Source organism: Roseivivax sp. THAF197b, assembly GCF_009363255.1.
Taxonomy (GTDB): domain Bacteria; phylum Pseudomonadota; class Alphaproteobacteria; order Rhodobacterales; family Rhodobacteraceae; genus Roseivivax.
Genome location: NZ_CP045318.1, coordinates 714,482 through 737,701, shown reverse-complemented (window position 1 = coordinate 737,701; position 23,220 = coordinate 714,482). Strand labels below are relative to the sequence as shown.

Genomic DNA, 23,220 nt, shown 5'->3' with positions numbered 1-23,220 from the left:
ATGAATGTCCTTCTTGCAAAACGCGGCCTCGACCTGACCATTCTCGGCCTGACCGCCGCGGCGATCCTGTCGCTGGGCCTGATCGGCGGCTATACGCAATTCGTCATCGGCCTTGTGGCGATCTGGACGATCCTCTGCGTGGGGCTCAACGTGCTCTATGGTTTGACGGGTCTCGTCTCGCTCGGTCAGGTCGGCTTTTTCGCCATCGGCGCTTATGGCCATGCGATCCTGATGCAGGCAGGGCTCAGCTTCTGGCTCGCATTGCCGATGGCCACGGGGATCACCGCAGGCGTTGGCGCGCTTCTCGCGATCCCAGCCGTACGCATGGCGGGGCCCTTCCTTGCCATGGTCACGATCGCCTTTGCCTTCATCGTGGAGCATCTGGCCATCGAGTGGCGCAGCTTCACCGGCGGGCAGAACGGGCTGATGGGCTTCGACATGCCCGGCCTCTTCGGGCTGAGCTTCGGCGAGCGGGAACTCGTATTCCTGACCATCGTGATCGCGGGCGCTGCACTTCTGGCCTATCGCCACTTGGCCGATAGCGGCTGGGGCATGGCCATGGCCGCCCTGCGCGATCAGGAAGTCGCCGCAGGCTCGCTGGGCTTTGACCCCTTCGTGACGAAACTGACCGCGTTTGCCATCGCGGCGGGGGCTGCGGGCCTTGCAGGCGGGCTCTTTGCCACGCTGATGCAATTCATCGCGCCGTCGAACTTCCTGCTGTCGCAATCGATCCTCTTTCTGTTCGCGGTGATCCTGGGCGGGGCGGGCACGGTGCTCGGCCCGCTTGTGGGCGCGGCCATCGTGGTCTTCCTGCCCGAGATGCTGTCGGGCCTCGCCGAGTATCGCCTGCTGTTCTTCGGCGCGCTTCTGGTGGCTGTGCTGCTGGTCGCACCGCGCGGGATGGTGGGCACGATCGCCGCCTTTCTGCCGCGGCGTTCGGATGCGACGCCGCCCGCACCCCGCGAGGACGTGATGGCCTTCATCCGGCCCGAAACGCCGGGCGGCCTGAAGGTCGAGGGGTTGGGTATCACGTTCGGCGGGCTCAAGGCCGTGGATGGCGCGACCTTCGACGCGCAGCCAGGCGATGTCACCGCCATTATCGGCCCGAACGGGGCCGGCAAGACCACGCTTCTGAACATGGTGTCGGGCTTCTACGTGCCCGGCTCCGGCCGGATCGAGACCGCAGGGCAGAACATTGCGGGATGGTCGATGCACAAGACCGCGCGCCTGGGCGTTGCGCGCACCTACCAGGCGACGCGACTGTTCGGCGGCCTTTCGGCAGAAGACAACGTCATGGCAGGTCTGCCGCGCGGAAAGGGCGGCGCACCGTTCCGCGCGCTGGCCTCGACCGAGCGGCGGGCAATGGCCCGCGGGCTTCTGGCGCTTGTCGGCTATGAGGGCGATCCGGGCACGCCCGCCGCCGACTTGCCCCATGTGGACCGCCGCCTTGTGGAGATCGCGCGGGCGCTCGCGATGCGTCCCCATGTGCTGCTTCTGGACGAGCCTGCCGCGGGTCTCATGGCGGGTGACAAGCGCACGCTGGCGCAATTGCTGCGCAAACTGGCCGATTGCGGAATCGCGGTGGTGCTGGTGGAGCACGACATGGAAATGGTCATGGGCATCTCCGACCGGATCTTCGCGCTCGATGCGGGCCAGCCCATCGCCTTCGACACGCCCGAGAAGGTGCGGACCGACCCCAAGGTCATCGCGGCCTATCTCGGCGAAGGCACGCTCGATGCCCCGGCGCGGATCCTCGAATACACTCCCGGTGCAATGGACCGCCTGATCACGCGGAAGCTCTGCGCGGGCTATGGGGCCGCGGATGTCTTGCAGGATGTCGAGCTGCGCGTCGGCCAGGGCGAACTGGTGGCGCTTCTGGGCGCGAATGGCGCGGGCAAGTCCACCTTCCTCAAGACGGTGTCGGGCCTGATGGCGCCTTCCAGCGGCGAGATCATCCTCGAGGACGAATACGTCCACGGCAAACCGGCCCACCAGATCGTCGCGCGCGGCCTTGTCCTCGTGCCCGAGGGGCGTCAGGTCTTCCCGGATCTGACCGTGGCGCAGAATATCGAGTTGGGGGCCTACAAGCGCAAGACCCAGCCCGATGCGACCGAGCTTGAGGCGATCCTGACCCGCTTTCCCCGTCTGCGCGACCGCATGGACAGCCCCGCAGGCCTCCTGTCGGGCGGCGAACAGCAGATGATGGCCATCGCGCGCGGCCTCATGGCCAAACCCCGGCTTCTGCTTCTCGATGAGCCGTCGCTGGGCCTCGCCCCCGCCATGATCGAGGAGCTGTACGCCATCCTCGCCGAGTTGCGCGACGACGGCATCACCATCCTGCTCGTGGACCAGATGGCGACGCTCGCACTCGCCGTGGCCGACCGCGCCTATGTGCTCGAACAGGGGCGCATCGTGGCGGAAGGGTCGGCCGACGCGCTGCAGGGCGATGAGGCCCTGATCGCGGCCTATCTCGGTGGCGGCACAGAGGGCGGCGACGCGGCCCCGAAGACGGAGGTCGTCGCATGACGCTCGACCTCGTGGTCCGGAACGCCCGGCTCGAAGATGCCGGACAGCCCATGGACCTGGGCATTCTCAACGGACGGATCGAAACGATCGCCCGGCAGATCGACACGGATGCGCGCGCGCTCGATGCCGGGGGCGGTCTGGTCATCGCGGGATTTGCCGACAGCCACCTGCATCTCGACAAGGCCTGTCTTCTCGACCGGGCGGCCAACCCTTCCGGCACGCTTCAGGGCGCCATCAATGCGGTCAGCGCCGCCAAGCGCGACTTCACGAGCCAGGACGTTTATGATCGTGGGGCCCGCGTGCTGGACAAGGCCATCGGTCAGGGCACGACCCTCATCCGCACCCAGGTCGAGATCGATCCCGGCGTCGGCCTTGCGGGCTTCGAAGCGGTCCGGCAGCTCAAGGAGGATTATGCCTGGGGCGTCGAGCTGCAGATCTGCGTCTTCCCGCAGGAAGGCTTGCGGAACTATCCCGGCACCGAGGAATTGCTGCGCGCAGCGCTGGAACAGGGCGCCGATCTTCTGGGCGGATGCCCCTATACCGACACCGATCCCGAGGGGCAGATCAAGCGGCTGTTCGCGATGGCGCGAGACTACGATGTGGAGCTCGATTTCCACCTCGATTTCGATCTCGATACAAGCTGGCGACACCTCGATTGGGTCGCCCGCGAGGCCATCGCGCATGGCATGCAGGGCCGCGTCGCCATCGGCCATGTAACGAAACTCTCCATGCTGCCGCACGAGAGGCTGGCCGAGACCATTGCGCTGATGCGCGATGCAGGCATCACCCTGACCGTCCTGCCCGCGACCGACCTCTTCATGACGGGCCGCGATCACGACCATGCCGTGCCGCGCGGCGTCGCACCGGCCCACAAGTTCCACGCGGCGGGGGTTTGCTGCACGGTAGCCACCAACAACGTGCTGAACCCGTTCACACCTTACGGCGATTGCTCGTTGCCGCGCATGGCGAACCTCTTTGCCAATGTCGCCCAGCTTGGCAGTCCCGAGGCGCTGCGCGACACCTTCGCGATGGTCACAGAGGCGCCGTTCCGCCTGATGGGGCGCGATCCTGTCATCCGCGAAGGCGCGCCCGCCGATCTTGTCGCCCTGCCCTGCACCAGCCGCGCCGACGCCGTGGCCGAGATCGGACGGCCCATCTGGGGCGTGAAGGCTGGAAAGCCGAGTTTCGAAGCGCCGCAACCCCGCCTTCTTCGACCCGGCCTGCCGCAGGCCACGGCGCTCGCGGGATGAGAATGCCCGCCCTCTCGTCTTGCGCAGACAAGGAGCATCTTCGGTGACGCAACCCTGTGATCCCTTCATCCGGCACTTCGATCCGCCCCTCAGGGTCCGGGCGGACGGGCCTTTGGCCGGGCTCTCCGTGGCCGTGAAGGACAATTTCGACATCGCGGGATATGTCACCGGCAACGGCAATCCCGAATGGCGCGACACCCATACGCCCGCAGAGAGGACCGGCTCGCTGGTGTCGCGTTTTCTCGACGCGGGCGTGACGGTGCCGGGCAAGTCCCAGCTCGACGAGTTGGCCTATTCGATCATCGGCAGGAATGCGCGCTACGGCACGCCGGTGAATCCGGCCGCCCCCGACCGCGTGCCCGGCGGCTCATCCTCTGGCTCGGCCGTGCTGACCGCGTCGGGCGCGGTCGATATCGGGATCGGCACCGATACCGGCGGATCGGTCCGGGTGCCCGCGGCCTTCACAGGAACATACGGGCTGCGTCCGACCCATGGCAGCCTGCCCGCCGACGGGCTTGTACCACTCGCGCCCAGCTACGACACGCCCGGCTTTTTCACGCGGGATCTGTCGCTGATGGCGCGGGTCCTCGACGTGGGACGCGGAGAGACGGCTTCGGCCACGTGCCTGACGACCCTGCGCGCGCCGCGTGATCTTTGGGGTCTGGCCGAGCCTGGCACGGCCTCGGCCTTGCAGGCCGCTCTGCCCGACGCGCCGATTGACCCCGCGCCCCTCGCGGCGGATGGCGCGCTGGCCGAGTGGTTCGAATGCTTCCGCATCCATCAGGCCTTTGAGATTTGGCAGACGCTTGGCGCCTGGGTCTCGAAGACGAAACCCGCCTTCGGTCCCGGTATCGCGGAGCGTTTTCAGGCGGCATCGCGCCTGGCGGATGCGCAATTCGACCGGGCGCGGAGCCTGCGTGCGCGGATCGTGGAGATGTTGGAGGCCGCTATCCCGCCCGGCACCTGCCTGCTTCTCCCGACGACGCCCGGCCCCGCACCGCGTCTGACGGCGACGGAGGCGGAACTCGATCGCTTCCGGACCCGCGCAATCACCCTGCTTTGCATCGCCGGGCACGGCGGATTGCCACAACTGACGATGCCGGTCAGGGGCCCGGATGGCCTTCCGCTTGGCCTGTCGCTGGTCGGCGCGCGCGGCCGCGATGCCGACCTGATTGCCACCGCGCAGGAGATGTTCCGAAGATGACAGACGATCCGCAAACCGCGCCCGGCCTTCCGCAAACAGAGGTCAACCGCCCCGAGATACTGGCCGAGGTGCAGGCCGTGTTCGACACGTACGAAGAAGCCCTTGTGAGCAACGATATCCCGGTTCTCCAGCGGCTCTTCTGGGACAGCGCGCACACGATCCGCCTTGGCGCGACCGAGAACCTCTACGGCACCGAGGAGATCGAAGCTTTTCGCAAGGCCCGCCCCGGCAAAGGGCTGATGCGCACCCTGACCCGCGTGGAAATCCGCACCTACGGGCGGGATTTCGCGACGACCCATGCCGAGTTCACGCGGGACGGCGAGCCTAAGATCGGTCGGCAAACGCAGACACTGGTCCGATTCCCGGAGATCGGCTGGCGCATCGTATCGGCGCATGTCTCCAAGATGAGCTGAGCGCGCCAATGTAAATGGACGGACCGAAGCACAGGGCTTTCGTCGGAACATGCTCACGAACGCTGTCATGCGCACGCCCGGGTTCGCCTGACCTGCTAGCGCGTTAAGCCCCCGACGTGACCGATCTCAGGCGAAGCCCCGGCGCGTGCGGTTCACGAACGCCACGAGGGACAGCATGACCGGCACTTCCACCAGCACCCCGACAACCGTGGCGAGCGCGGCACCGGAGTTCAGGCCGAAAAGGCTGATGGCAACCGCGACCGCTAGCTCGAAGAAATTCGACGTGCCGATCAGGGCGCAGGGTGCGGCGATCCTGTGCGGGACGCGCAACACCCAGGCCGCCGCGTAGGCCAGCGCGAAGATGCCGTAGGACTGGATCAGGATCGGCACCGCGATGAGGGCGATGACCAGCGGGCGGTCGAGGATCACCTGACCCTGCAGGCCGAACAGGATCACCACGGTCGCAATCAGACCGACGATGGACCAGGGCTTGATCCGGTCGCGAAAGGCGTCGATCCGCGCCGCGCTGCCCAGCAATTTGCGCGTCCAGATGCCCGCCGCCAAAGGCAGGGCGACGAACATCACCACGGAGAGCACGAGCGTCTCCCACGGCACGGCGATTTCCGTCACGCCCAGCAGGACCGCCACGATGGGCGCAAAGGCGAACACCATCACCAGATCGTTGATCGACACCTGAAACAGCGTGTAGCTCTCATCGCCGCGCGTGAGCTGCGACCAGACGAAGACCATCGCCGTGCAGGGCGCGGCCCCGAGCAGGATCAACCCGGCGATATATTGCTGCGCATCCTCCGGTGCCACGAGATCCGCAAAGACCACCTCGAAGAAAAGCACACCCAGCGCCGCCATCGTGAACGGCTTGATAAGCCAGTTCACGATCAAGGTGATCGCAAGGCCCTTGGGCTGTTTGGCCACGTCTTTCAGACTGCTCGGATCGACGCCCACCATCATCGGATAGACCATCGCCCAGATGAGGACCGCGACCACGAGGTTGACGCTGGCCACCTCGGCGGCCGCGACCGCATCCACCAAGCCCGGCGCCGTGCTGCCGAGGAGAATGCCGCCCGCCATGGCAAGCGCGATCCAAAGACTGAGATAGCGTTCGAAAATACCCATGAATCGGCGCTTACAGGTCCGCGTGAACCAAGTCGAGAAGCGACTTGCGCGGCAAGGTCGAAAGCCGCGCGGCCCGGTGATCGCGTCGTGCGCCGGAGATCTCGACAAGAGCGTGCCGCTCCCGCGCGCGCTGCCTTTGACGTGGATCAACGCCGGGCCTCACCCCGCGCCGCTATGCTCGATCCCGTTCCACATACCCTTCAACGGAGACATCCCATGACACAGACCGGCCAGAGCGACTGGGGCCCGCAAATTGCCCGCCTGAAGACCTGGCGCGAAGAACTGCTCGCCCGCACCACGGAAATCGACCGCGAGCTTGATCGGGTGCTCGACCGCGACATCGAGGATCAGGCGATCCAGACCGAACATCGCGATGTGTCGGAGAAACTGGGCGCTGTGGGTTTGCGGGAAATCCGCGCCATCGATGCCGCCCTCGCGCGCATCGCAGACGGGGATTACGGGCTCTGCCGCATCTGTGGCGGCGATATTTCGCCCGAGCGTCTGATGGCGGTGCCGACGACGACCGAATGCCGCGACTGCGCGCAGGGCCATGCCGCGAACGTGGCCAGCAGGGCGCATTGAACGGCGCGTCCGCCGTCAGGCTTCACGGCTTTTTCCGGTATCACCTGCGCGACATGGTCTACGGCGCCTTTGACGGCGCGGTGACCACCTTCGCCGTCGTGGCGGGCGTTCAGGGCGCGGGCCTGCCCGCATCCATCATCCTGATCCTCGGCACGGCGAACCTCATCGCCGACGGAATCTCCATGGCGCTTGGCAACTTTTCCGGCACCCAGGCCGAGAACGAAGCCCAAGCGCTTGCCCCCGAAACGGCACCGGACGGGCCGGGCCGGCTTGGTCGCAATCCGGCCTCTGCCGCCGCCATGACCTTCGCGGCCTTCGTCGTGGCGGGCATCGTGCCGCTCTTGCCCTTCATCGCGGCGCTGGAGGACGCCTGGACCGTCGCCATCCTCGCCACGGGATGCGCGTTTTTCGCCATCGGCGCGCTGAAAAGCATCTTCACCGCGCAGCATTGGTACTGGGCGGGCGCCCAGACGCTGGCGATTGGCGCGATTGCAGCCGGGGCGGCATGGCTCGCCGGGCGCCTGGTCGGGCATATCGTCTGAGCAAAGAAAAAGGCCGCACCCCCGATGTCCAGGGGCGCGGCCTGCAAAACGTCAGGGGCGGTGATCAGCCCTGCTTGTTCTCCATCGCGTCGAGACGGGCCTTCAGGGCCTCGTTCTCCTCGCGGGCTTTCTGAGCCATGGCACGCACCGCATCGAACTCTTCGCGCGTCACGAAGTCGCGATCGGCAAGCCAGCGGTCCATCATGGATTTCATGGCGGTCTCGGCCTCGGACTTCGCGCCCTGGGCCACACCCATTGCGTTCGTCATGAGCTGGCTGAGATCGTCGAATACCTTGTTGCGGGTCTGCATGGATATCTCCTTGAAGGTTACCCTCTATATGGCCCTGAAGTCGCCATCTCTCAAGGTTGACTCTGCGCGCAGGCCATGGCCTCTCCGCAGGCATGATGACAGGCGCGCTTCCCTTCCCAGACATCTCGCCCGAGATCTTCTCGATCACGCTTGGCGGGTTCGAGTTTGCCCTGCGCTGGTACGCGCTGGCCTATATCGTGGGCATCCTTCTTGGCTGGCGCATCGCGTTGGCGGCTGTGGCGCGCCCCGCGCTCTGGCGCGCAGAGACGCCGCCCATATCCAGAATGCAGGTCGAGGACTTCCTGACCTGGATCATTCTGGGCGTGATCCTCGGCGGACGGCTGGGCTTCGTTCTGTTCTACCAGCCCGCCTATTACCTCGCCAATCCGTCGGAGATCCTCTTCGTGTGGCAGGGCGGGATGTCCTTCCATGGCGGTCTTGCCGGCGTTGCGGCCGCGATGCTGCTTTATTGCCGGAAGATCGGCGCGCCGATCCTGTCCACCGCCGACATGCTGGCCATCGCCACGCCCCCCGGCCTTCTGCTGGGACGGGTTGCGAATTTCATCAATGCCGAGCTCTGGGGCCGTCCGACGGACCTGCCCTGGGGCGTCGTCTTTCCGGGCGATCTGGCGCAATCCTGCGGGCAGCCCTTGGGCGAGATCTGCGCGCGCCATCCGTCGCAACTCTATGAGGCGGCCCTCGAAGGGCTCCTGCTGGGCGCGGTGCTGCTCTGGCTTGCCTTCCGGCGCGGCGGGCTGCGCGCGCCGGGGCTTGTCACGGGCGTATTCGTCGCGGGCTACGGGCTTGCGCGTTTCATCGTGGAGTTCTTCCGCCAGCCCGATGCGCAATTCGTGAGCTTCGACAATCCCCTAGGCCTTGCCTTTCATGTTGGCGGCTACGGTCTGACCATGGGCCAGATCCTGTCCTTGCCGATGATCGCGCTGGGGCTGTGGCTTGTGCTGCGGGCACGCAAGATCCGACAGGCCGCCCGGGCATGAGCCTAGAAGATCTTCTGCGCGTCCGGATCGCCGCCGAGGGGCCGATGTCGATCGCCGAATACATGAACCATTGCCTGCACCATCCCCGGTTTGGCTATTACGCCACGCGCGATCCCCTTGGCGCAGGCGGCGATTTCACCACCGCGCCCGAGATCAGCCAGATGTTCGGCGAATTGATCGGCCTTGCCCTGGCACAATGCTGGCAGGATCACGGCGCGCCCGCGCAGTTCACGCTGGCGGAGCTTGGCCCCGGTCGCGGCACGCTCATGGCGGATCTCTTGCGCGCGACATCCGCAGTGCCAGGCTTTCACGACGCGGCGCGAGTCACGCTGGTCGAGGCCTCGCCGACGCTCCGCGCCCGTCAGCGCGAGACCCTCGGCGATCATCCCGCGCATTGGGTCGATGCCATCGACGCCCTGCCCGAGGCGCCGCTTTACGTCGTGGCGAACGAGTTTTTCGATGCCCTGCCGGTGCGGCAATTCCTGCGCGACGGTCCGGGCTGGCGCGAACGGGTGATCGGGCTCGCGGACGAGACGCTGACCTTCGGGCTGGGCGAACGCGCCGCCCGGCCCGATCTCGATACGCGCATGGCCGACACGCAGGACGGTGACCTCGTGGAGATCAGCCACGCGGCCCAGGGCGCCATGGCAGAGCTTGGCCACCGCATCGCACAACAGGGCGGCGCGGGTCTGGTGATCGATTACGGCGGCGGACCCAGCCTCGGAGATACGTTCCAGGCCCTCCGCGCGCACAAGAAGGTCTCAGCCCTCGACCGGCCCGGTAGTGCCGATCTGACCGCCCATGTCGATTTCGCGGCACTGGGCCAGGCCGCCTCCCCCGCGCAGGTCAGCGCCATTGTGCCGCAGGGGATCTTTCTGGAGCGGTTGGGCATCACGTCCCGTGCACAGATATTGGCACGCAAGCTTTCCGGCGCCGCGCTCGAGAGCCATATCGCCGCGCATCGCCGGTTGACCCACCCCGATGAAATGGGCTCACTCTTCAAGGTGATGGGAATCGTAGAACGCGGAACCGCCCTTCCGCCCGGACTGGACACATGACGCTCGACATCATCACGGCCGACACATTGGCACCCCTGCGCCACGGGTTCTTTTCGCGGCGCGGCGGGGCGTCGTCGGGCGTGTTCCAAGGGCTGAATTGCGGGACGGGCTCGTCCGACCAATCCGAAATGGTGCGCATCAACCGTGAACGGGTCGCCGCGGCGATGGAGCTTGACGGCACCGGCGTGACCACCGTGCATCAATGCCATTCCGCCGAGGTGGTGACGGTCTCCGGCCCGCTCACGCCCCCCTTGCCCCGTGCCGACGGGATGGTGACCGCGCAGCCCGGCGTGGCGCTTGGCGTGCTGACGGCCGATTGCCAGCCGATCCTCTTTGCCGATGCGGAAGCGGGTGTGATCGGCGCGGCCCATGCGGGCTGGCGCGGCGCCCTCGCCGGGGTGCTGGAGGCGACCGTGGACGCGATGATCGCACTGGGCGCGCGGCGCGAGGCGATCAACGCCGTGATCGGCCCGACGATCAGCCAGCGCAATTACGAGGTCGGTCAGGATTTCCTGGAGGCCTTCGTTGCGGAAGATCCCGAATATGTGCGCTTCTTTGCGGGCGGTGCGGGCGACCGGATGCATTTCGACCTGCCCGCCTTTGGTCTGCACCGGCTGCGCGAGGCGGGCGTGCGCGCGGAATGGACGCGGCATTGCACCTATGCCGACCCGGACCGGTTCTTCTCCTACCGCCGCGCCACCCATGTGAAAGAGGCCGATTACGGGCGCCTGATCTCTGTCATTCGCCTCTGAGCTGCCCATTTTCCGTCGCATTTCGGCTGAGCTGCCGGAAACAGCCACGCGGATTGTCCTTGTTTTGCGAACAATTCCGCCCTGCCCCGGCACGGGCGTGAAAAAAGACAGCTTTCGTCAAATTGTCCCGAACCGGTCCAACCGCCGCCCCAATGCCCGGCGAGATTAGGGTTAACGGATCGCAGGATACCGACCAGACAACAAACGCCCAAAGGAACAGAGCCATGACCCCGACAGCAAAGCCCCAGCGCCGCTTCATCAAGTCCGTCCTCAAGGCCGCCGAGGAATGCGACACCCAGATGCCCTGGCAGCGCGGATCGCGCCGTGCGGCGATGATCGCCCGCCGCGACGCCAAGCCCGCGATGATGAAGCGCGCCTGAGCCCGCCGATTCGCGATCACCGCCAAGCAGAATGTGGCAGGACTGATCGCAACCTGAGGACAAAGTTCCCTCGACCAACGGATTGGACGGCGCGCGGCCTCCAATCCGTTTCTTTTTTTGACCCAGCCGGTCGAATAAGGCGATATCGTCTCGAACGTAGTCGCAACGTCCGTTCGTCGTTGTTGGTGGGGGCCAGCACGGATGTGACCAACCTTTAAAAGGTGATCACATGGCCAGTCTCCACACGACGCTTCCGGGTGTCGACGCACCACGCTCGCTCAGGGTCCGTCAGGATCATTTTGCTCGTCCGGCTGGGCGGCCTCGGCGCTCTCTCTCACTCATGCGCAAATACGAGGCCGCCGCGCTTTCGCCGGACCTTTCGGTCCAGACCGTATCCCGCACCGCCCCGGCCGATCCCGTCTTCGAGGAAGCGGCTGCCGCCTTCGCGCGCGGCACGCTGTTGCAGACCGTAGGCGGCCCCGTTGCCGTCGAGGATCTTCTGCCCGGCGATTACATCCAGACCGCAGGCGGGTCCGAGCCCATCCATTGGATCGGCTCCACGACATACGTCCCCCGCGTCGAGGACAGCGACAGTATCCTGACCACGCTTTACCGCGTCACGGCCGGCGCGTTCGGCCCCGAAGCGCCCGCAAGCGACATGATCTTCGGCCCGTCAGCCCGCATTCTCGTGCGCCGCGACGCCTTCCGTGCGGTGATCGGCCATGACGCCGTCTTCGTGCCGCTCGCGGATTTCGCCGATGGCGAGCGGGTCATCCCGATCCAGCCCGGCGGCTCGGTTCAGATGTTCCATATCGGCCTGCGCAATCACGGTGTTCTGAACATCGGCGGCATCGAGATGGAAAGCTACCATCCCGGCCCCGGCCTGCGCCGCAGCCTCGGCCCGGATCGCATGGAGACATTCCTGTCGCTCTTTCCGAATGTGCAGGAGCTGTCGGATATGGGCGATCTCGGCTATCCGCGCACGTCGCGCGAAGCGGCGATGCGTCTCGCGGTCTAGCTTTCGAAGCTTATCACTGCCGCTTTGCGCCCTGGTCCGGCCTGCTCCAACCGAGGCTGCGTCGGCTCAGGCGCTCCGCGACAGCCGCTCTTCCAGCACATCGAACGGCACGCCAGGCTCGTCCTTGGCCCCGCGAATGACCAGCGATGTCTTCACGCTGCCGACATTGGGCGCGGTCAGAAGCTGTCCGGTCAGGAAGCTTTGGAAGGTCGAGAGGTCGGGCGAGACGCATTTCAGCACGAAGTCGACCTCGCCATTGAGCATGTGACATTCTCGCACGAGCGGCCAGTCGCGGCACCGCGCCTCGAAGGCGGACAGATCCGCCTCCGCCTGGCTTTGCAGCCCGACCATCGCGAAGACCTGCACCTCGAAGCCCAGTGAGCGCGGATCGACATCGGCATGGTAGCCACGAATGAAGCCCTGTTCCTCCAGCGCGCGCACGCGCCGCAGGCAGGGCGGGGCCGAAATCCCGACGCGTTTGGCCAGCTCGACATTGGTCATGCGCCCATCCGCCTGCAACTCGGCCAGAATTTTTCGGTCGATCGGATCGAGCCTGTGGCTGGGCATTGCTGTGCTCCATGCTGAATTTGGGATTGTTATAGCACCGTCGGCGCCGAGCGCAATATTATGTCGCAGACGAGAAATTATCTTCTAAAATTGGAATGTATCGGACCGAATGCGCGATCACGGGCATGGGGTTTGCACCGCGACCACGGGATGCGTATATGCCCTTTCAACAAGGATACAACTCGCGCGCCGGAGGCTGCTTCAATGTCCGAGACCAAGCACACGAAGGTTCTCATTATCGGGTCGGGGCCTGCGGGCTATACCGCGGGCGTCTATGCAAGCCGCGCCATGCTGGAGCCGATCCTCGTTCAGGGCATCGAGCCGGGCGGCCAGCTGACCACCACCACCGAGGTCGAGAACTGGCCCGGCGATACCGAGGTACAGGGCCCCGACCTGATGGTGCGCATGGAAGCCCATGCCCGCGCCATGGGCACGGAGATCATTGGCGACATCATCACCAAGGTCGATTTCGACCAGCGCCCCTTCGTGGCCCATTCCGACAGCGGCACGACCTACACGGCCGACTCGCTGATCCTGGCCACTGGCGCGCGCGCGAAATGGCTGGGCCTGCCGTCGGAGGAGAAGTTCAAGGGCTTCGGCGTCTCTGCCTGTGCCACATGTGACGGCTTCTTCTATCGCGGGCAGGAAATCGTCGTGATCGGCGGTGGCAACACGGCCGTGGAAGAGGCGCTGTTCCTGACGAACTTTGCCTCCAAGGTCACGCTGATCCACCGCCGGGACGAGCTGCGCGCGGAGAAGATCCTGCAGGACCGCCTGTTCAAGAACCCCAAGATCGAGACGCTCTGGCATCACCAACTCGACGAGGTTGTGGGCACGGAGAGCCCGCTTGGCGTCGAAGGTGTGCGCGTCAAGCATGTCGAGACCGGCGAGATCACGGAGATCCCCGCCAAGGGCGTCTTCGTCGCCATCGGCCACGCGCCGGCAAACGAGCTCGTAAAGGACGTGCTTGAGACGCATATGGGCGGCTACGTGGTCACGAAGCCCGATTCGACCGAGACCTCGATCCCCGGTGTCTTCGCCGCGGGCGACCTGACCGATCACAAGTACCGGCAAGCCGTGACTTCGGCGGGCATGGGCTGCATGGCCGCGCTTGAAGCGGAGCGCTGGCTAGCGGAGCAGGACCTCGACGAGGGCAAGGACGAAACCATGCCCTTGGGCTATGGCGCCCCGGTGGACAGCGCGGCCGAATAAGGCCGCAGCTGCACCCGCCTTTCAGCCTGATCAGGATCGAACGCCCCGCAATCGTGGGGCGTTTTTTGTGGCGGGATCCCATCCCCGCCGCCATGCGCACGCCGCAAAGCAGCAATTCGGCAACAAATGGCGCGTCGGCCAGAAATGGGGTTCCCAGACGCGGCATCCTGTGAAATGTGTTCAGCGCTGAACACACTTTTGAGCCGGGTCCATTCATGACCGCTTTGCCCGCAACACCGAGCCTTCCGGAAGAGGACCAGCTCTTCCGTCTGCTCCGCCAGCTCGACCGCGCGCCCGAGGCGTCGCAGCGGGCCACGGCGGAGGCGCTCGGTATTTCCCTCGGGCGGCTCAATACCTATCTGCGCGCGGCCTCCGAGGCCGGGCTTGTCAGCATTTCCCACCGCGACGGGCCAGATCGGCGGCAGCGCTTCGCCTATTCCCTGACCCTCCGCGGCGCGTCCGAAAAGGCGCGCCTCGCAGATCGCTTCCTCGCGCGCAAATTCGCCGAATTCGACGCGCTCCACGCCGAACTCACCGGCACGCACAGCCAATTTGTTCCCATCGTTACCAGGACCTCTCTGATGCAAAACAATCTCGCCCCTCTTCCCGAACTCTATGTGTCTTATGACAGCGCCCAGAAACTGAAGGTCGAGGCGGGTGATCTGACCAGCTGGGACCTGTCCCCGCGCCAGATCTGCGACCTGGAACTGCTGATGAATGGCGGCTTCTACCCGCTCAAGGGCTTCCTGACCGAGGCCGATTACGACAGCGTGGTCGAGACGATGCGCCTTGCGGACGGATCGCTCTGGCCGATGCCGATCACGCTCGACGTCTCCGAGGAATTCGCCGACAAGATCGAGCTGAACCAGGACATCGCCCTGCGTGACCAGGAAGGCGTGATCCTCGCCACGATGACCATCACCGACAAATGGGTGCCCAACAAGGCGCGCGAGGCCGAGAAGGTCTTCGGGGCCGACGACGATGCGCATCCGGCGGTCAACTACCTGCACAACCAGGCGGGCAAGGTCTATCTCGGCGGGCCGGTCACCGGCATCCAGCCGCCCACTCATTACGATTTCCGCGCCACCCGCGACACGCCCAACGAGCTGCGCGCACGCTTCCGCAAGCTTGGCTGGCGCAAGGTCGTGGCCTTCCAGACCCGCAACCCGCTGCACCGCGCGCACCAGGAGCTGACCTTCCGTGCCGCCCGCGAGGCGCAGGCCAACCTGCTGATCCACCCGATCGTCGGCATGACGAAGCCCGGCGACGTGGATCACTTCACCCGCGTGCGCTGCTACGAGGCGGTGCTCGACAAGTACCCGAACGCTACCACGACGATGAGCCTGCTGAACCTCGCCATGCGCATGGCGGGCCCGCGCGAGGCGGTCTGGCACGGTCTCATTCGCGCCAATCACGGCTGCACCCATTTCATCGTGGGCCGCGACCACGCGGGCCCGGGCAAGAATTCCCAGGGCGAGGATTTCTACGGGCCTTACGACGCGCAGGACCTCTTCACCCAGTACAAGGACGAGATCGGCATCGAGATGGTGCCCTTCAAGCACATGGTCTATGTGCAGGAACGCGCCCAGTACGAGGCCATCGACGAGATCGAGGACAAGGATGACGTCACCATCCTGAACATCTCGGGCACCGAGCTGCGCCGCCGCCTGCGCGAAGGCCTGGAGATCCCCGATTGGTTCTCCTTCCCCGAAGTGGTGGCACAGCTGCGCCGCACCTCGCCGCCGCGCTCCGAGCAGGGTTTCACCGTGTTCTTCACCGGCTTCTCCGGCTCCGGCAAATCGACCATCGCCAACGCGCTCATGGTCAAGCTGATGGAGATGGGCGGCCGCCCGGTCACGCTTCTGGACGGCGATATCGTGCGGAAGAACCTCAGCTCCGAGCTGGGCTTCTCGAAAGAGCACCGCGACCTGAACATCCGGCGCATCGGCTATGTCGCCTCCGAGATCACCAAGAATGGCGGTATCGCCATCTGTGCACCCATCGCGCCATATGCCGCCACCCGCCGCGCCGTGCGCGAGGAGATCGAGCAATACGGCGCCTTTGTCGAGGTGCACGTCGCCACCTCGCTGGAGGAATGCGAACGCCGCGACCGCAAGGGCCTCTACAAGCTGGCGCGGGAAGGCAAGATCAAGGAATTCACCGGCATCTCCGACCCGTATGACGTGCCCGAGAACCCCGAACTGCGCGTCGAGACCGAAGGCACCTTCGTCGACAATTGCGCCCACCAGGTTCTGCTGAAGCTCGAATCCATGGGCCTGATTGCAGGCGAGTGATCCCGAAAGTCAGATACGGCAAAGGCCCCCTCGTCATTGACGGGGGCCTTTTTTCTCGGATAAAGGGCAACCAGAAACAGAAAAGCCGCCCCGAAGGGCGGCTTCGTCACGTTCGGCTCATGCCCTGGCTCAGTGCACCGTCACCGGGCTCATATCGTTCTGCCGTGCCAGGATGAACGCGAGGTTCCGCTCCTTGACCAGCGCCAGACGCTCGCCGTCGGTCGCGTGCACGGCGTAAAGTTCATCGCTGCCGTCTGCGTGCTCGCGCACATCCTCGGGCAGATCGGCCACTTTGACGGGCCGGATATAGACCATGCGGTCCTGTTCGAATTTCGAGAAGTCGAAAGCTGTATTCATCTGCTCATCCCCGCTTTATCTGAATGTTCTGCACCACCGGTTCGGGCCGCGCGACGGTCAGGTCCACATGGAGCAAACCGTTCTCGAGGATGGCTTCACCAACCTCGACCCCGTCTGCCAGCACGAAGCTGCGCTGGAACTGGCGGGCCGCGATGCCCCGATGCAGGTAGACGCGATCCGGCTCGTCCTCGGACTGGCGGCCGCGCACAACGAGTTGCCGGTCCTCGACGGTGATCGACAGGTCCTTCTCGGCGAACCCTGCAACGGCCAGCGTGATGCGGTAGGCATCTTCCGCCGTGCGCTCGATATTGTATGGCGGGTAGCCCTCCGAGGACTTCGCGGTCCGTTCAAGAAGGCGCTCGAGCTGCTCGAAACCCAGCATGTGGGGATGGGACCCCAGAGTCATTTTCGTCATCGACGCATCCTTTTCGCAAGCGATCGTCATCTTCGGACCCCGTTCTGGCGATCCTTATCCAAAATATGGGAGCACATTTCGCAGCTTGCAAGGTCTGAGCCCTGCTTTGGGGCTAGGCCTAAGACCGCAAATTCGTTATTTTCGGGGCTCCTGCACCATCGGCTTCAAGGACAGTCAATGAACGCGTTCAACGATATCTCGATGAAATCGGACGAGGTGCTCCGCATCGAATTGCAGGTTCTGAAAAGCGAACATCGCGACCTCGACGAGGCCATCCGCGCCCTGCAGGAGCGCGGCACGTCGGATGCCTTGACGATCCAGCGGCTGAAGAAGCGCAAGCTCCAGCTCAAGGACATGATCGCGTATATCGAAGACCGCCTCTTTCCCGATATCATTGCGTAATTTCGCGGGGCGGGCTAACCCGACGCTGAACGTTGCAGGGGACAGCCAATGGACGCGATCGCGGTGAAAGTGGGTCTGATCATGGGCAGCCAGTCGGACTGGCCCACCATGAAGGAAGCTGCCGACATGCTGGAGGCGCTGGGTATTCCCTATGAGGCGCGGATCGTGTCCGCGCATCGCACGCCGGACCGTCTGTGGGATTACGGCAAGACGGCGGTGGACCGCGGCCTCAAGGTGATCATCGCGGGTGCCGGCGGGGCCGCGCATCTGCCGGGCATGATGGCGTCGAAGACACGCGTGCCGGTGATCGGCGTGCCCGTCCAGACCCGTGCGCTGTCGGGCGTCGACAGCCTCTATTCGATCCTGCAGATGCCGCGCGGCTTTCCTGTGGCCACCATGGCCATCGGGGCCGCAGGGGCCGCCAATGCCGGTCTGATGGCCGCCGCGATCCTCGCCAACGAGGACGAGGCACTGGCCGCCCGGCTGGACAAATGGCGCGCCGATCTCGCCGCCTCGATCCCCGAAGAGCCGCAGCGCGACTGAGCACGGCCTTAAACTCTTTGATCCATCCGCACGCCCTTTCCCTCAAAACGCGCAAGGCCTGACATGAGCGACACGCCCCTCCCCCAAGGCGCAACCATCGGTATCCTGGGCGGCGGCCAGCTGGGCCGGATGCTGTCCGTTGCCGCCGCGCGCCTGGGCTTCAAGACGCATATCTTCGAGCCGGGTGCCGAGCCGCCCGCAGGCCAGGTCGCGCATCGCGTCACCACCGCCGCCTATGAGGACGAGGCCGCACTGACCGCCTTCGCGGAGGCCGTCGACGTCATCAGCTACGAGTTCGAGAACATCCCGACCGCAGCACTCGACACGCTGTCGGCGCTGCGCCCGATCCGTCCCGGCCGCGAGGCGTTGCGCGTCAGCCAGGACCGCCTGACAGAGAAAGACTTCCTGTCGGGGCTCGGCCTCAAGGTCGCGCCCTATGCCGATATCCCCGATGCCGCTGCCCTGTCGCAAGCGCTTGAGACCATCGGCACGCCCGCCATCCTGAAGACCCGCCGCTTCGGCTATGACGGCAAGGGGCAGGCACGGATCATGGATGCGTCGCAGGCGGATGCCGCGCTCGCCGATATGTCCGGCGCGCCTGCGATCCTCGAAGGGTTTGTCGAGTTCACCCACGAAGTGTCGGTTATTGCCGCGCGCGGCCCCTCGGGCGAGGTCGCCTGCTTCGATCCGGGCGAGAATGTCCATGAAGGCGGCATCCTGCGCACGACCACCGTTCCGGCCAACCTGACCGCCGCCCATCGTCAGGACGCCGTGCTGCTCGCGGGTCGTATCCTGACGGAGCTCGATTACGTAGGCGTCATGGGCGTGGAGCTCTTCGTAACGCAGTCAGGCCTCATCGTGAACGAGATCGCGCCGCGCGTGCACAATTCCGGCCATTGGACACAGAATGGCTGCGCCATCGACCAGTTCGAACAGCATATTCGCGCCGTGGCGGGATGGCCTTTGGGCGATGGCAGTCGCCATACGGATGTGGTGATGGAGAACCTGATCGGCACCGATATGGACCGCGTGCCCGCCCTCTCGCAGGAGCGCGACGTGGCGCTGCATCTCTACGGCAAGGCCGAGGTGAAACCGGGCCGCAAGATGGGCCATATCAACCGGATCATCCGGGGCTGAGAAAGCGCTCCGCCACGGGGCCGGTCATGTAGGCGACCTTTCCGCCTGCGATGGTTGCGGCGACTCGGTCCTGCGCGTCCAGCACGATCAGATCCGCACGCTGTCCCGGCGCAAGGGTTCCGCGATCCGTCAGGCCCAGAAGGCGCGCGGGCCCGCTGGAGACCAGCGCCCAGGCCTGCGGCCAATCACAGATACCAAGCTCCACCAGCCTCAGCACCGCCGCGAGCGGCGCGGGGTAATGGTAATCCGAGGCCAGCGCATCGCAGAGCCCGTCCGCCACGAGATCGGCGGCCGACGCATTGCCCTTGTGGCTGGCCCCGCGCACCACGTTGGGCGCACCGAGGATCACGCCCTCGCCCGCCTCTTGCGCGGCCCGCGCCGCCTCTTCGGTCTCTGGAAACTCCGACAGGGCCACGCCGCGTGCCCGCCACGCAGCGCGCGTTTCGGCGGTCGCATCATCGTGGCTTCCCAATCTGACACCCGCCGCGGAAAGCCGCGCGCAAAGCGCATCGAGCGCCTCCGTGACCTCAGGCCCCTTGGCGTGCAGCTCCAGCAGCAGCGCGAAATGCGCATCGGGATTGCGGCCGGATTTCAACGCCTGTCCGGTCAGCCGCGGCGGACGGCGTCCCTGCGCCAGTCTTTCATGCGGCAGGTGATCGTTGAACACGACGTAGTCGATGCCGTAGCGCGCCACCGCCGCCTCCGCGCGGGCGAAGCTTTCGAGGTAATGCGTCTCAAGCCGCAGCTGCAGGCGCAGGTCGATCTGCAGACTGCCCCTGGTGCGCGCGACGCTGTCGAAGACATGCTCGGCAAAATCCGGTCCGCGCATACCGCCTTCCCAGGACCAGAACTGCGCCATGACGCCGGTAGTTATGCCATTCGCCGCGAGCTCTGCCGCGGTGGCGACCACACCGCCTTCCGCTGCACGCAAGGCCCCCCGGCGCGGGGCCATGTGCCGCTCGAACCCGTCGCCATGGGCGTCGATGATGCCGGGCAGGACGCGGTAGCCCTCAAGGTCCACGGCGCGCGCATCCACCGGGCCGATCGTGCCGTCCGACCACGCGAGATCGCGGCGCGTCCAGCCTTCGGGATCGAGGATGTCGGCCCCCGTCAGTCGCAACTCAGTCATCGCAGAACCCGATGAGACAGGGCAATTCGTCAAGCGGCAGGATACTGCCCCATTGGCCGATCCGGGTGAATTCACCTTCGCGCAGGAAGACCAGAACCTGGGCCATCACCTCGGGGCTTTGCATGATGAAGGTATGCGTCACAGGCAGGATCAGATGCGCCTTCATGCCCTCGACACGGGTCGAAGCGATGGAGACCTTGCCGTCATCGGTGCCGGGGATCAGCGCCGAGTAGATCGGATTGAGCGACCGCGATCCTGCGATCACGCCCAGCTCGAAATCGACGGGCGGCAGACGCGCAGGCAGGTCCTCGGAGCCGGTGCCGAGCTGCGCCCCGGCAGGACCGTTGATCCAGGCGAAAAGCTCCAGCCCGCCCAGCTCGTCCACCAATTCGCTGCCATGGTTGGGCGGGGCCAGCATCACCACGCGACCCAGCTTCTCGGGCCGGTTCTCGGCCAGCCAGACCCGCGCGAGGATGCCACCCATGGAATGGCTGACGATATGCACTTTCTGATCGCCACATTCCGCGAAGGCTTGCGGCAACGTCTCCTCGACCAGCGTGTCGATCCGCTTTTCGGTCGAGGGATAACCCGGCACGACGGTCCTGTAGCCCTCAAGCTCGAGGATTTCGGCCATCGGCAGGAAGGACGCCTCGCTCCGCGCGAGCCCGTGCAGGAGCACGACGCAATCGGCCCGGGCAGGCACGGCCAGCAGCATGAGACAGGACAGGAGGATAAACCGCATGCGCCTCACATAAGCGTTCAGCGGCGCTTCGAAAACGGCAAAACCGACACGGCGACACCGCCCAGGACAAGAATGCTCGCGAGCGCGAAGGTCAGGGTCAGCGCCTCGCCCAGAAAGATCATCCCGCCCGCAAGAGCAATGATCGGCACGGTCAGCTGCGCCACCGCCGCGACGCTCGCGGGCAGTTGCGGCAGGACGCTGTACCATAGGATATACCCCAAGGCGGAGGTCACCGCGCCGGACAGGACCGCCAGTGCCATGCCGCTTGCAGGCAGGTCCGGAAGGGGGGCGACAGCGAGGCTCAGCGCCAGACCGATGGGGGCTGCGAGGATGAAGTTCGCCGCCGTGCCCATCGCCGGATCCCCCGCCCCGCGGCCTGCGAGCGAATAGATTCCCCAGCCGATCCCCGCCGCGGCCATCAACAGACCGTGCGGCAGGCTGATATCCGCGCCGACCCCCGGCGCCAGCAGCCAGACCAACCCGGCAAAGGCCATCGCGGCCCCGATCCAGCGGCGCGCGGGCGGTCGCTCTCCGCCCCAGAGGCTCCCCGCGAACATGCTGATCTGAACGAAGCCGAACAGAACCAGCGCGCCCAGACCCGCATCGAGCACGACATAGGCCAGCGAGAACCCGTAGACATAGACCAGCAAAGCGCCGACCCCGACCCACCTGCGCGGTGCGCGCAAGTGCAATTGCCCCGACCGGATCAGGCAGATCGCGGCGAGCATGAGGGCCCCGGCGGCCAGCCGGATCGTGCCGAACCAGCTTGCATCCATCTCCCCTCCGACCAGAGCGAGGCGGTTGAGAACGGAATTGGCCGCGAAGGCGACCATGGTCAGCGCCGTCAGGAGGAACAGCCGCATCACTCGGTTCCGAATGCCGTGGGATAGACCAGCGCAGTGCCGGGCTTGGCCTTGGCCGGACCCGCCACAAGCGTATGATCGAGGGGAAAGGGCGAGGTCACACCCTCTGCCATGCGAAACCCGCAGCGGCTGTAGAAGGCGGGATCGCCCAGTACGACGAGCGTCTGCCCTGCAGCCTCGGCCCAGCCCGCAACAAAGCGCACCATGCGCCGCCCGATGCCCTGACGCTGCCGATCCGGTGCGACGGCGACCGGCGCCAGGCACAGCCAACCCTTGGGCGCGCGCATGGCCGACAAGGCCAGATAGCCGATCACTGCGCCGTCTTCGGCCACGACCTGTTCGCCCGCGATCTCGCCCGCCTTGCGCAGGCGACGGACGATCTCGGCCTCCTCCGCGCTGTCGAACGCAGCCCTCAGGAGGGCGTCGACCGCCGCCTCTTCACCGGCGCGCATTTCGCGCATGAAATCCGCCATTCTGCCTCCAATGCTTCAGGGCCGACAAAGACCCCTTGGCGGGCCGAGGTCAATGCCGGATCAGCCGAGCGGCGGCTGGCCGTTCGAGGCAGACAGCCCGCCATCTACGGGCAGGATCACCCCGTTCACGAAGCGTGCGTCATGCGAGGCGAGAAAGGCAATCACGTCGCCCACCTCCTCCGGGTCGGCGGCACGACCAAGCGGGATACGCTCCTTGAACTTGCCGTAAAGCGTGTCGTTCTCCACCAATCCCGAAGCCATGTCGGTCACGGTCGCAGACGGCGCCACCGCGTTGACGCGCACGCCGCTCTGATCCGCCTCGAGCGCCAGCGCCTTGACGAAATTGCTCACCCCGCCCTTGGACGCGTTATAGGCCAGCATTCCCCAATCGCCGCCCATGCCGGAGACGGACGAGGTCATCACGACATTGCCGCCGCTCTTTTTCAGATGCGGCCAGGCGGCCTGCGTCATCAGGTAGACGCCGGTGAGGTTGATGCGCAGCGTCTTGTCCCATGCGTCGCGTTCCGTGTCCTCCATTCGGGCGGGTTCGGCCACGCCTGCATTATTGACGAGAACGTCGATCCCGCCAAAGGCCTCGATCGTGCCGTCGACGATGGCGCGCACTCCGTCCTCGGTGCCGACATCCGCGGCGATCACCTGTGCGCCGGGAATGTCATCCGCCACCTTGTCGAGTTTTTCCCGCGTGCGGCCCACGAGCACGACGCGCGCGCCCTCCTGCCCGAAGCGACGCGCAGCAGCGGCGCCGATGCCCGAGCCTGCGCCGGTGATGATGATCGTCTTGCCCGAAAAGCGGTCCATGTCTGGTCTCCTGATCTGATGTCATGAACCAAACGGGCCGCGTCGCCCGGTGTTCCGTCCGGGATGCATGGCCGCGCCAAACGCCGCGCAAAAGAAAAGG

The 23,220-nt window shown here is 65.7% G+C and carries 26 protein-coding genes; 16 read left to right on the top strand and 10 right to left on the bottom strand.

What is annotated here, in order from left to right; genetic code table 11:
* From FIV09_RS03700 to hpxZ, 4 genes are read left to right on the top strand one after another with little or no spacing between them, the layout of a single operon-like run.
* A complete protein-coding gene (locus FIV09_RS03700) occupies positions 1–2,526 on the top strand; it encodes a branched-chain amino acid ABC transporter ATP-binding protein/permease (RefSeq protein ID WP_152448728.1) in 2,526 nt (841 codons plus the stop codon).
* Complete coding sequence (locus FIV09_RS03695; RefSeq protein ID WP_152448727.1) at positions 2,523–3,776, top strand: amidohydrolase family protein; 1,254 nt, start codon at positions 2,523–2,525, stop codon at positions 3,774–3,776. The genes FIV09_RS03700 and FIV09_RS03695 overlap by 4 nt, the downstream gene beginning before the upstream one ends.
* Positions 3,777–3,819: 43 nt before the next feature.
* Complete coding sequence (locus tag FIV09_RS03690; protein ID WP_152448726.1) at positions 3,820–4,980, top strand: amidase; 1,161 nt, start codon at positions 3,820–3,822, stop codon at positions 4,978–4,980.
* Complete coding sequence (hpxZ, locus tag FIV09_RS03685) at positions 4,977–5,393, top strand: oxalurate catabolism protein HpxZ (protein WP_152448725.1); 417 nt, start codon at positions 4,977–4,979, stop codon at positions 5,391–5,393. The genes FIV09_RS03690 and hpxZ overlap by 4 nt, the downstream gene beginning before the upstream one ends.
* 126 nt (positions 5,394–5,519) lie before the next feature.
* Here the strand turns inward: hpxZ and arsB are convergent, their stop codons facing one another.
* Positions 5,520–6,527 carry an ACR3 family arsenite efflux transporter gene (gene arsB / locus FIV09_RS03680; protein WP_152448724.1) on the bottom strand — a complete coding sequence of 336 codons (1,008 nt, stop codon included), beginning with the start codon at positions 6,525–6,527 and terminating at the stop codon, positions 5,520–5,522.
* A 216-nt stretch (positions 6,528–6,743) separates the two neighbouring features.
* On the opposite strand from arsB, the gene FIV09_RS03675 reads away from it, so the two are divergent.
* Entirely contained in the window at positions 6,744–7,109 is a 366-nt protein-coding gene (locus FIV09_RS03675) for a TraR/DksA C4-type zinc finger protein (protein WP_152448723.1), read from the top strand.
* Entirely contained in the window at positions 7,106–7,651 is a 546-nt protein-coding gene (locus FIV09_RS03670; protein ID WP_254702301.1) for a VIT1/CCC1 transporter family protein, read from the top strand. The genes FIV09_RS03675 and FIV09_RS03670 overlap by 4 nt, the downstream gene beginning before the upstream one ends.
* Positions 7,652–7,715: 64 nt before the next feature.
* Here the strand turns inward: FIV09_RS03670 and FIV09_RS03665 are convergent, their stop codons facing one another.
* Positions 7,716–7,961, bottom strand: a complete 246-nt coding sequence (locus FIV09_RS03665; RefSeq protein WP_152448721.1) for an accessory factor UbiK family protein — start codon at positions 7,959–7,961, stop codon at positions 7,716–7,718.
* 95 nt (positions 7,962–8,056) lie between these two features.
* Between FIV09_RS03665 and lgt the strand changes: the two genes are divergently transcribed.
* The 5 genes from lgt to FIV09_RS03645 all read left to right on the top strand — a co-directional run bounded on the left by lgt (position 8,057) and on the right by FIV09_RS03645 (position 12,167).
* Positions 8,057–8,959: a prolipoprotein diacylglyceryl transferase gene (gene lgt, locus FIV09_RS03660; RefSeq protein WP_152452331.1), complete on the top strand. Its 903-nt coding sequence runs from the start codon at positions 8,057–8,059 to the stop codon at positions 8,957–8,959.
* Entirely contained in the window at positions 8,956–10,017 is a 1,062-nt protein-coding gene (locus tag FIV09_RS03655) for a class I SAM-dependent methyltransferase (protein WP_152448720.1), read from the top strand. The genes lgt and FIV09_RS03655 overlap by 4 nt, the downstream gene beginning before the upstream one ends.
* On the top strand, positions 10,014–10,769 hold the full coding sequence (gene pgeF, locus FIV09_RS03650; RefSeq protein WP_152448719.1) for a peptidoglycan editing factor PgeF: 756 nt from the start codon (positions 10,014–10,016) through the stop codon (positions 10,767–10,769). Before FIV09_RS03655 ends, pgeF begins: the two co-directional genes overlap by 4 nt.
* 224 nt (positions 10,770–10,993) lie before the next feature.
* Positions 10,994–11,149 (top strand): hypothetical protein, encoded by a 156-nt coding sequence (locus FIV09_RS20315; protein WP_172975617.1) that lies wholly within the window; start codon positions 10,994–10,996, stop codon positions 11,147–11,149.
* Between the two features lie 340 nt (positions 11,150–11,489).
* Positions 11,490–12,167 carry a Hint domain-containing protein gene (locus FIV09_RS03645; protein WP_152448718.1) on the top strand — a complete coding sequence of 226 codons (678 nt, stop codon included), beginning with the start codon at positions 11,490–11,492 and terminating at the stop codon, positions 12,165–12,167.
* A gap of 66 nt (positions 12,168–12,233) precedes the next feature.
* Here the strand turns inward: FIV09_RS03645 and FIV09_RS03640 are convergent, their stop codons facing one another.
* On the bottom strand, positions 12,234–12,734 hold the full coding sequence (locus FIV09_RS03640; RefSeq protein WP_152448717.1) for an Lrp/AsnC family transcriptional regulator: 501 nt from the start codon (positions 12,732–12,734) through the stop codon (positions 12,234–12,236).
* Positions 12,735–12,938: 204 nt separating this feature from the next.
* Between FIV09_RS03640 and trxB the strand changes: the two genes are divergently transcribed.
* Together trxB and FIV09_RS03630 are read left to right on the top strand one after the other, a co-directional pair.
* Complete coding sequence (gene trxB, locus FIV09_RS03635) at positions 12,939–13,946, top strand: thioredoxin-disulfide reductase (protein WP_152448716.1); 1,008 nt, start codon at positions 12,939–12,941, stop codon at positions 13,944–13,946.
* A gap of 215 nt (positions 13,947–14,161) precedes the next feature.
* Positions 14,162–16,240: a bifunctional sulfate adenylyltransferase/adenylylsulfate kinase gene (locus FIV09_RS03630; RefSeq protein WP_152448715.1), complete on the top strand. Its 2,079-nt coding sequence runs from the start codon at positions 14,162–14,164 to the stop codon at positions 16,238–16,240.
* A 129-nt stretch (positions 16,241–16,369) separates the two neighbouring features.
* Here the strand turns inward: FIV09_RS03630 and FIV09_RS03625 are convergent, their stop codons facing one another.
* Together FIV09_RS03625 and FIV09_RS03620 are read right to left on the bottom strand one after the other, a co-directional pair.
* Complete coding sequence (locus FIV09_RS03625) at positions 16,370–16,597, bottom strand: DUF1150 family protein (RefSeq protein ID WP_152448714.1); 228 nt, start codon at positions 16,595–16,597, stop codon at positions 16,370–16,372.
* A 4-nt stretch (positions 16,598–16,601) separates the two neighbouring features.
* A complete protein-coding gene (locus FIV09_RS03620; RefSeq protein WP_152448713.1) occupies positions 16,602–17,012 on the bottom strand; it encodes an Hsp20 family protein in 411 nt (136 codons plus the stop codon).
* Positions 17,013–17,189: 177 nt separating this feature from the next.
* Between FIV09_RS03620 and FIV09_RS03615 the strand changes: the two genes are divergently transcribed.
* From FIV09_RS03615 to FIV09_RS03605, 3 genes are all read left to right on the top strand, one after another.
* Complete coding sequence (locus FIV09_RS03615) at positions 17,190–17,414, top strand: YdcH family protein (protein ID WP_152448712.1); 225 nt, start codon at positions 17,190–17,192, stop codon at positions 17,412–17,414.
* A gap of 48 nt (positions 17,415–17,462) precedes the next feature.
* Positions 17,463–17,957 carry a 5-(carboxyamino)imidazole ribonucleotide mutase gene (purE, locus tag FIV09_RS03610; RefSeq protein WP_152448711.1) on the top strand — a complete coding sequence of 165 codons (495 nt, stop codon included), beginning with the start codon at positions 17,463–17,465 and terminating at the stop codon, positions 17,955–17,957.
* 63 nt (positions 17,958–18,020) lie between these two features.
* Complete coding sequence (locus FIV09_RS03605; RefSeq protein ID WP_152448710.1) at positions 18,021–19,094, top strand: 5-(carboxyamino)imidazole ribonucleotide synthase; 1,074 nt, start codon at positions 18,021–18,023, stop codon at positions 19,092–19,094.
* On the opposite strand, the gene FIV09_RS03600 is transcribed toward FIV09_RS03605, so the two are convergent.
* The 5 genes from FIV09_RS03600 to FIV09_RS03580 are packed head-to-tail and all read right to left on the bottom strand — an operon-like array spanning position 19,081 to position 23,120.
* Positions 19,081–20,223 (bottom strand): alpha-D-ribose 1-methylphosphonate 5-triphosphate diphosphatase, encoded by a 1,143-nt coding sequence (locus FIV09_RS03600; protein WP_152448709.1) that lies wholly within the window; start codon positions 20,221–20,223, stop codon positions 19,081–19,083. The genes FIV09_RS03605 and FIV09_RS03600 overlap by 14 nt on opposite strands.
* On the bottom strand, positions 20,216–20,965 hold the full coding sequence (locus tag FIV09_RS03595) for an alpha/beta fold hydrolase (protein ID WP_152448708.1): 750 nt from the start codon (positions 20,963–20,965) through the stop codon (positions 20,216–20,218). Before FIV09_RS03595 ends, FIV09_RS03600 begins: the two co-directional genes overlap by 8 nt.
* Before the next feature lie 17 nt (positions 20,966–20,982).
* The gene (locus tag FIV09_RS03590) at positions 20,983–21,828 is read right to left on the bottom strand and encodes a DMT family transporter (protein ID WP_152448707.1); all 846 of its coding nucleotides are present in this window, start codon (positions 21,826–21,828) and stop codon (positions 20,983–20,985) included.
* Positions 21,828–22,301, bottom strand: a complete 474-nt coding sequence (locus FIV09_RS03585; RefSeq protein ID WP_152448706.1) for a GNAT family N-acetyltransferase — start codon at positions 22,299–22,301, stop codon at positions 21,828–21,830. The genes FIV09_RS03590 and FIV09_RS03585 overlap by 1 nt, the downstream gene beginning before the upstream one ends.
* A 60-nt stretch (positions 22,302–22,361) precedes the next feature.
* Positions 22,362–23,120: an SDR family NAD(P)-dependent oxidoreductase gene (locus FIV09_RS03580; RefSeq protein WP_152448705.1), complete on the bottom strand. Its 759-nt coding sequence runs from the start codon at positions 23,118–23,120 to the stop codon at positions 22,362–22,364.
* Between the last annotated feature and the right edge of the window lie 100 nt (positions 23,121–23,220).